This window comes from Streptomyces sp., assembly GCF_031181705.1.
Lineage (GTDB): Bacteria > Actinomycetota > Actinomycetes > Streptomycetales > Streptomycetaceae > Streptomyces.
Window position 1 is genome coordinate 1 of the sequence record NZ_JAPSKN010000196.1, and the last position, 7,598, is coordinate 7,598.

General features: G+C 72.8%; 9 protein-coding genes and 1 pseudogene. 6 read left to right on the forward strand and 4 right to left on the reverse strand.

The annotated features are described in order from the left end of the window. Positions 1-270 (forward strand): annotated as a pseudogene (locus tag RIN80_RS25070) (alcohol dehydrogenase); the annotation flags it as partial. Positions 271-463: 193 nt separating this feature from the next. After that, positions 464-1,831 carry an MFS transporter gene (locus RIN80_RS25075; protein ID WP_309097917.1) on the forward strand — a complete coding sequence of 456 codons (1,368 nt, stop codon included), beginning with the start codon at positions 464-466 and terminating at the stop codon, positions 1,829-1,831. Here RIN80_RS25075 and RIN80_RS25080 read toward each other — a convergent pair. From RIN80_RS25080 to RIN80_RS25090, 3 genes are all read right to left on the reverse strand, one after another. Further along, entirely contained in the window at positions 1,820-2,785 is a 966-nt protein-coding gene (locus RIN80_RS25080) for a DMT family transporter (protein ID WP_309097918.1), read from the reverse strand. The genes RIN80_RS25075 and RIN80_RS25080 overlap by 12 nt on opposite strands. Before the next feature lie 88 nt (positions 2,786-2,873). Next, the gene (locus RIN80_RS25085; protein WP_309097919.1) at positions 2,874-3,581 is read right to left on the reverse strand and encodes a winged helix-turn-helix domain-containing protein; all 708 of its coding nucleotides are present in this window, start codon (positions 3,579-3,581) and stop codon (positions 2,874-2,876) included. Between the two features lie 58 nt (positions 3,582-3,639). Continuing rightward, complete coding sequence (locus tag RIN80_RS25090) at positions 3,640-4,281, reverse strand: TetR/AcrR family transcriptional regulator (RefSeq protein WP_309097920.1); 642 nt, start codon at positions 4,279-4,281, stop codon at positions 3,640-3,642. A 107-nt stretch (positions 4,282-4,388) separates the two neighbouring features. Between RIN80_RS25090 and RIN80_RS25095 the strand changes: the two genes are divergently transcribed. The 3 genes from RIN80_RS25095 (at position 4,389) to RIN80_RS25105 (ending at position 6,601) form a co-directional block, all read left to right on the forward strand. After that, positions 4,389-5,540 carry an acyl-CoA dehydrogenase family protein gene (locus tag RIN80_RS25095; protein ID WP_309097925.1) on the forward strand — a complete coding sequence of 384 codons (1,152 nt, stop codon included), beginning with the start codon at positions 4,389-4,391 and terminating at the stop codon, positions 5,538-5,540. Between the two features lie 58 nt (positions 5,541-5,598). Next, positions 5,599-5,853 (forward strand): YiaA/YiaB family inner membrane protein, encoded by a 255-nt coding sequence (locus RIN80_RS25100; RefSeq protein WP_309097921.1) that lies wholly within the window; start codon positions 5,599-5,601, stop codon positions 5,851-5,853. An 82-nt stretch (positions 5,854-5,935) separates the two neighbouring features. Next, positions 5,936-6,601 (forward strand): TetR/AcrR family transcriptional regulator, encoded by a 666-nt coding sequence (locus tag RIN80_RS25105; RefSeq protein WP_309097922.1) that lies wholly within the window; start codon positions 5,936-5,938, stop codon positions 6,599-6,601. Here the strand turns inward: RIN80_RS25105 and RIN80_RS25110 are convergent. Beyond that, positions 6,592-7,053 carry a MaoC family dehydratase gene (locus RIN80_RS25110; protein ID WP_309097923.1) on the reverse strand — a complete coding sequence of 154 codons (462 nt, stop codon included), beginning with the start codon at positions 7,051-7,053 and terminating at the stop codon, positions 6,592-6,594. The two genes, RIN80_RS25105 and RIN80_RS25110, sit on opposite strands and share 10 nt — an antisense overlap. 96 nt (positions 7,054-7,149) lie before the next feature. Here RIN80_RS25110 and soxR point away from each other — a divergent pair. Beyond that, positions 7,150-7,598 (forward strand): redox-sensitive transcriptional activator SoxR (gene soxR, locus RIN80_RS25115; protein ID WP_309097924.1); only part of this gene is annotated, 449 nt, incomplete at its 3' end.

The following is a 7,598-nucleotide window of genomic DNA, read 5'->3' on the forward strand; positions in this document are numbered from 1 at the left end:
GGCCGCACCACGGTCGTCGGCATCGGCGGCAAGGACCAGCAGGTCACCTTCAACGCCCTGGAGATCTTCCACTGGGGCCGCACCCTCTCCGGCTGCGTCTACGGCAACTCCGACCCGGCCGTGGACCTGCCGGTCCTGGCCGAGCACATCCGGGCGGGCCGGTTCGACCTGAGCGCCCTGGTGACGGAACGCATCTCCCTCGACGGCATCCCGGCCGCCTTCGAGAACATGCTCGCCGGCAAGGGCGGCCGCGCGCTGGTCGTCTTCTAGCCCGTCGCCCTCCCTCCGCCCCGGCCTCCCCGCGAGGCCGGGGCCTCAGCCGTGCCCGCGCCCCCCCTGGGTGCCACGTACAGGCGAAAGTCCCGGTGCGCGACCCGTTGACGCCCATACCGTCCGGTCAGTACGTTCCCCGGAACCCGAGCCACCCCCCGTTCCGTCCCCGCACCCCCGGAGCGCGCACCACATGGACACGGCACCTTCCGCTCAGCCCGACCCCACCCCGCCCGCCGCCGGCAACCGCCGCCGGGTCGCCACCGCCGCGGCACTCGCCTCGGCCGTCGAGTGGTACGACTACTTCGTCTTCGGCATCGCCGCCGCCCTCGTCCTGGGCGACCTGTACTTCCCCGCGGGCAGCCCCACCGCGGGCGTCCTCGCCTCGTTCGCCACCTTCGCCGTCGGCTTCCTCGCCCGCCCCCTCGGCGGCATCGTCGCCGGACACCTCGGCGACAAGCGCGGCCGCAAGCCGATGCTGGTCCTCGCCCTGACGCTGATGGGCGTGGCCACCACCGGCATCGGCCTGCTCCCCACGTACGACACCATCGGCGTCGCCGCCCCGATCCTGCTCGTGCTGCTCCGCGTCGCCCAGGGCGTCGCCGTCGGCGCCCAGTGGGGCGGCGCGATGCTCCTGGCCACCGAGTACGCCCCGGAGGGCAAGCGCGGCGTCTACGGCAGCGTCGTCCAGCTCGGCGTCCCCATCGGCGTGGTCACCGCCAACACCGTCTTCCTGGCCGCCGGGGCGTTCACCACCGACTCGGCGTTCACCGCCTGGGGCTGGCGCGTGCCGTTCCTGGTGGGCCTGCTGGTGCTGGGCCTGGCCTGGTACATCCACACCCGCGTCGAGGAGACGCCGGCGTTCCGCGAGGCCGAGCGGGCGCTCGCGCAGAAGGAGAAGTCCGAGCCGAGCTCGCCGCTGCGCACCATCCTGCGCGGCCACCTCGGCACGGTGCTCCTGGCGGGCGGCTCCTTCGCCGTGAACACCGCGACCTTCTACATCCTCATCACCGGCGTCCTCGACTACACCACCCGCGAACTGGACATGGAGAAGGGCCCGGTCCTCATGGTCTCGCTCTGCGTCAGCCTGACCCAGCTCGTGCTGATCCCGGCCTCCGCCGCTCTCTCCGACCGCGTCGGCCGCCTCCGGATCTACGCCCTTGGCGCGGTCGGCATCGCCCTGTGGGCCGTCCCGCTGTTCCTGCTGATCGACACCGGCTCGCTGCTGTGGCTCGCGGTCGGCACCTTCGTCGCCAGCTGCTTCCTGAGCATCATGTACGGCCCCCAGGCGGCGCTGTTCGCCGAGCTGTTCACGCCCGAGATGCGCTACACCGGCGCCTCCCTCGGCTACCAGATCGCGGCCGTCGCGGGCGGCGGACTCGCCCCCTTCGTGATGGTGCTGCTGCTGGAGGCGACCGGCACCTCGATGGCCGTCTCCGGTTACATCATCGGGCTCTCGGTGATCGCCCTGGTCTCGATCAGGATCCTCGCGAGCCGGGCCCGCGCCACGGAGCCGGAGGCCGCGCCCGAGGCCCGCGCGGAGGCCGGGTCAGCGAGCTGAGTCCGGCGCCTGCTCGGGCCGGTGTTCCGTCACCGCTCCCGGAACAGCGGCCCGGGCCGCCGCCCGCGAGCGCGACCGGGACACCGCCACGCCCGCCAGGCACAGCACACCGCCGAGCAGGGTGAGCGGCCCCGGCACCTCGCCGAGGAACAGCCAGGACATCAGGACGACCAGCGCGGGCGCCGCGTACGTCGTCGCGCCCATCCTGCTGGCGGTCGTACGGGACAGCGCGTAGGCCCAGGTGGTGAAGGCGAGGGCGGTCGGGAAGACGCCCAGGTAGACCATGTTGAGCGTGGCGGAGGCCGGTGCCCGCGTGGCCTCCTGGACCAGCTGTCCCGCGAACGGCAGGCACACCACCGTGCCGACCAGGCAGCCGAACGTCGTCACCTGCAGCGGACTGGCCGAGCCCAGCGCCGGCTTCTGCGCCACGACGCCACCGGCGTACGCGATCGCCGCCAGCAGGCACAGCACCACCCCGAGCACCGAGGAACCGCCCTCGCCGGACATCGACAGACCTACGGTCACCGCACCGGCGAACGACACCGCCATCCCCGCCAGCAGCCGCGGCGGCATCGGGTCGCCGAGCAGGCGGGCCCCCAGCAGCGCGATCAGGATCGGCCCGGTGTTCACCACCAGCGCTGCCGTGCCGGCGTCGACCTGCTGCTCGCCCCAGTTCAGGGCGACCATGTAGAAGCCGAACCACAGCACGCCCGATATCGCGATCCCGCGCCAGGCCGAGCGCGGCGGCCAGGTCTCCCGCCGCACCAGGCAGATCACGCCCAGTGTCAGCGCGCCCGCCAGCAGCCGCCCGAGCGCCAGCGCGCCGGGCGAGTAGGCGTCGCCCGCGCTGCGGATCGAGACGAAGGCGGACGCCCACAGCACGACGGTGACGGCGGCCGCGGCGGCGGCCGTCATCTCGGCGCGACGGGCGGACGCGGGGGGAGGAGTGCTCATCATGCTCCTGAGGCTAGGGGGAGGCGGGGCGGGAGGCTCGCGGATTCCGGACGGGGCGCCGCCGGTCCGCGCGACGGGGCAGCGGCGGTCAGCGCAGGGTGGCGGGCTCGACGCCCAGCAGGTCGGACAAGGCCCGTTCACCGACCTCCGTCACCTTCACCGCCCGCTCCGAGCCGATGCGCACGCACCACCCCGACTCCAGGGCGTGCCGGCACAGGGCCGCGCCCGCCACGCCCGCCAGATGCGGCCGGCGCTCGGTCCAGTCCAGACAGGCCCGGGCCAGCGGCCGCCGCCCCCGCCGGTCGAGGCCGATCCCGGCCGCCTCGAACCAGGCGAGCCCGGCGTCGGTGAGCGCGAACCCGGTCTTCTGCACGAGCAGTCCGCGGGCCGTCAGCGCGTCGGTGACCACGATGCCGAGCCGCCCGGCGAGATGGTCGTAGCAGGTGCGGCCCCGGGCCATCGCCGAACCGGCGCTCGACTCACGCAGGTTCCGCGGCCGTGCCGCCCGGTCCGGCGCCACCTGCGCCGCCAGGTCCTCGACCAGCTGCGCGCCCCGCGCGTCGGCCAGCCGGACGTACCGGTGCCGGCCCTGCCGCTCCTCGGTGAGCAGGCCGCCCGCGACGAGCCTGCCCAGGTGCTCGCTCAGCGTGGACGCGGCGACACCCGCGTGCCGGGCCAGCTCGCCCGCCGTCCAGGCCCGCCCGTCGAGCAGGGCGAGCAGGCAGGTGGCCCGGGTCTCGTCGGCGATCAGCGCGGCGAGCCGGGCCAGGGCCGTGGCCTGTGGGTCCCTCGTCATGCCCCCAGCATGGAACACGGACCCTTCGGCCGGCGCCGAAGTGTCCGGCCGGGCGGACCTACGCGGTCCGCCGCACGTGCTCGTACTGGCGCGTCAGCCCGTCCAGCAGGGCCGTCAGGCCGGTCTCGAAGGCGCGCTCGTCGATCTTCTCCTGCTGCTCGGCGAGGAGGTGCGCCTGCTGGAGGTGCGGGTAGTCGGCGGGGTCGTAGGCGCTCGCGTCGTCCACGAAGCCGCCGGCGAAGGAGCCGAGCGCGGAGCCCATCACGAAGTAGCGCATCAGCGCCCCGATGGAGGTGGCCTGCGCCGGGGGCCAGCCCGCGTCGACCATCGCGCCGTAGACCGCGTCCGCGAGGCGCAGCCCCGCCGGGCGCCGGCCGGGGCCGCGGGCCAGCACCGGGACGATGTTGGGATGGTCGCGCAGCGCGGCCCGGTAGGAGACGGCCCAGTCGTGCAGCGCGGTCCGCCAGTCCCGGCCGTCCTGGAACATCGACAGGTCCACCTGGCCGCTCACCGAGTCGGCGACCGCCTCCAGGATCTCGTCCTTGGTGCGGAAGTGGTTGTAGAGCGAGGGCCCGCTGACGCCCAGTTCGGCGGCGAGCCGGCGGGTGGAGAGGGCCGCGAGACCCTCCGCGTCCACGAGCGCGCGGGCCGTCTCGACGATCCGGTCGGTGCTGAGCAAGGGCTTGCGCGGTCGGGCCATGGCGCACATAGTAGGGCTGCCGTCATAAACTAGCAGTGCTAATTAAAATGGTGCGGCATCCGCGTCGTACACGGTTGTCGTACACGGTTTTCGAGGGGTGGCTCGTGGTGAACCTGGAGCTCAGCGAGGAGCAGACCGCCGTACGGCAGCTCGCCCGGGACTTCGTGGCGCGCGAGGTCGCCCCGCACGCCGTCGCCTGGGACCGTGCGGAGGAGGTCGACCGGTCGATCGTGAAGAAGCTCGGTGAGGTCGGCTTCCTGGGGCTGACGATCGACGAGGAGTACGGCGGCTCCGGCGGCGACCACCTCGCGTACTGCCTGGTCACGGAGGAGCTCGGCCGGGGCGACTCCTCGGTGCGCGGGATCGTCTCCGTCTCCCTCGGGCTCGTCGCCAAGACCGTCGCCGCCTGGGGGAGCGAGGAGCAGAAGCGGCGGTGGCTGCCCGGGCTGACCTCCGGCGCGGCGGTGGGCTGCTTCGGGCTGACCGAGCCGGGCACGGGCTCGGACGCGGGCAGCCTCACGACCCGGGCGGTGCGGGACGGCGACGAGTACGTCATCGACGGCACCAAGATGTTCATCACCAACGGCACCTGGGCCGACGTCGTCCTGCTCTTCGCCCGCTCCACCGACGCCCCCGGCCACCGGGGCGTCTCCGCCTTCCTGGTCCCCACCGACACGCCCGGTCTGACCCGCCGCACGATCCACGGCAAGCTCGGGCTGCGTGGCCAGGCCACCGCGGAACTCGTCCTGGAGGGCGTGCGCGTCCCGGCCACCGCGCTGCTCGGGCCGGAGGGCAAGGGCTTCTCGATCGCCATGTCGGCCCTGGCCAAGGGCCGGATGTCCGTGGCGGCGGGCTGTGTCGGCATAGCCCAGGCCGCGCTGGAGGCGGCCGTGCGGTACGCGGGCGAGCGCGAGCAGTTCGGCAAAACCATCGCCCACCACCAGCTGGTCCAGGAGCTGATCAGCGACATCGCCGTGGACGTCGACGCGGCGCGGCTGCTGACCTGGCGGGTCGCCGACCTGATCGACCGGGGGCAGCCGTTCGCCGTCGAGTCGTCCAAGGCCAAGCTGTTCGCCTCGGAGGCGGCCGTCCGCGCCGCGAACAACGCGCTGCAGGTCTTCGGCGGCTACGGCTACATCGACGAGTACCCCGCCGGCAAGCTGCTGCGGGACGCCCGCGTGATGACCCTGTACGAGGGCACGAGCCAGATCCAGAAGCTGGTCATCGGGCGGGCCCTGACGGGGGTCTCGGCGTTCTGAGTAGCGCCTGAGTACTTCGGCGGATGTGGCGCGGGCCACGGTGGCCGAAGCTGTCGCCATGAGTGACACACCGGGCAAGCAGCAGAACACGGCCGCCTTCTACGGCCAGGCCGTCGCCTCCTTCGCCGTCGCCATGGCGGCCACCGCGATCGGCATCTACCGGCTGAGCGCCGACGCCTGGGTGCGGGGCTTCCTCGCCATCGCCGTGCTGTACCTCGTCACCTCCTCCTTCACGCTGGCCAAGGTCATCCGCGACCGGCAGGAGGGGGCCGCGGCGCCGGCACCCACGTACACCCCCTTCGACAAGCACTGAGGCGGCCGCCGGGTCGCCTCGCTAAGCGCTCGCTCACCTTCGGCGGTATGGTGGTGGCCCTGTCAGTGGAGAGGGGCGAGTGATGAGTACGGCGGAGGAGACGGCCGACGGCGAGGCGCAGGCGTGGGGCGAGGTCACGCCCGACGCGGCGCGGCGGTTGCTGATCGCCGCGGTGGAGGCCTTCGCCGAGCGCGGCTACCACGCCACGACGACCCGTGACATCGCGGGCCGGGCCGGGATGAGCCCGGCCGCGCTCTACATCCACTACAAGACCAAGGAAGAGCTGCTGCACCGCATCAGCAGGATCGGGCACGAGAAGGCCCTCGAAATCCTGCGTACCGCGTCCCGCCGGGAGGGCAGCCCGACCGAGCGGCTCGCCGACGCGGTCAGCTCCTTCGTGCGCTGGCACGCGGGCGGGCGGACCACCGCGCGGGTGGTGCAGTACGAACTCGACTCGCTCGGCCCCGACGCCCGCGCCGAGATCCTCGCGCTGCGGCGTCAGGTAGACGCGGAGGTGCGCGGGATCATCGAGGAGGGCGTGCGCTCGGGCGAGTTCGAGGTCATCGACGTGCACGGGACGACGCTGGCGGTGCTGTCGCTGTGCATCGACGTCGCGCGGTGGTTCAACGTGGGCGGGCCGCGGACGCCGGAGGAGGTCGGCGCGCTGTACGCCGACCTCGTGCTGCGGATGGTGGGCGCGGCGGGTTCCGCGGCTATCCCGGCGGAACCGGCGGAGCCTCAGACGTAGTAGCGCGAGACGGACTCGGCGACGCAGACGGGCTTGTCGCCGCCCTCGCGTTCCACGGTGAAGGCGACCGTCACCTGGACGCCGCCGGGCACGTCCTCGACGCCGGTGATCGTCGCGGTGGCGCGCAGGCGGGAGTCCACGGGGACGGGGGCGGGGAAACGAACCTTGTTGGTGCCGTAGTTGACGCCCATCTTCACACCCTCGACGGAGATCAGCTGGGGGCCGAAGAGGGGGAGCAGCGACAGGGTCAGATAGCCGTGCGCGATGGTCGTTCCGAAGGGGCCCGCGGCGGCCTTCTCCGGGTCGACGTGGATCCACTGGTGGTCGCCGGTGGCCTGTGCGAAGAGGTCGATGCGCTTCTGGTCGATGTCGAGCCAGTCGGTGTACCCCAGCTGCTCGCCGACCGCCGACTTCAGGTCGTCGACGGACGTGAAGATCCTCGGCTGTGCCATGTCTTCCAGACCTCTCGTGCGGGGGACAACTCTAAGCGACTGCTTAGCATGGTCGGCCGCGCGGGTTGTGTCAACGGACTGGGTAGGGTTCGAGGGGTGCCTCAGATTCCAGAGAAGATCCACGAACTCACGGTCGGGCAGCTGTCGGCGCGCAGCGGGGCGGCGGTGTCCGCGTTGCACTTCTACGAGTCCAAGGGCCTGATCAGCAGTCGGCGCACGGCGGGCAACCAGCGTCGGTACTCCCGTGACACGCTGCGGCGGGTCGCGTTCATCAGGGCCGCGCAGCGGGTCGGGATCCCGCTGGCCACGATTCGCGAGGCGCTGGCGCGGCTGCCGGAGGAGCGGACGCCGACCAGGGAGGACTGGGCGCAGCTGTCGGAGGCGTGGCGCTCGGAGCTGGACGAGCGCATCAAGCAGCTGAACCGCCTGCGGGACCACCTCACCGACTGCATCGGCTGCGGCTGCCTCTCCCTCGACACGTGCGTCCTGTCCAACCCGGGTGACGTGTTCGGTGAACGCCGGGCGGGTTCCCGTCTGATGGTGGA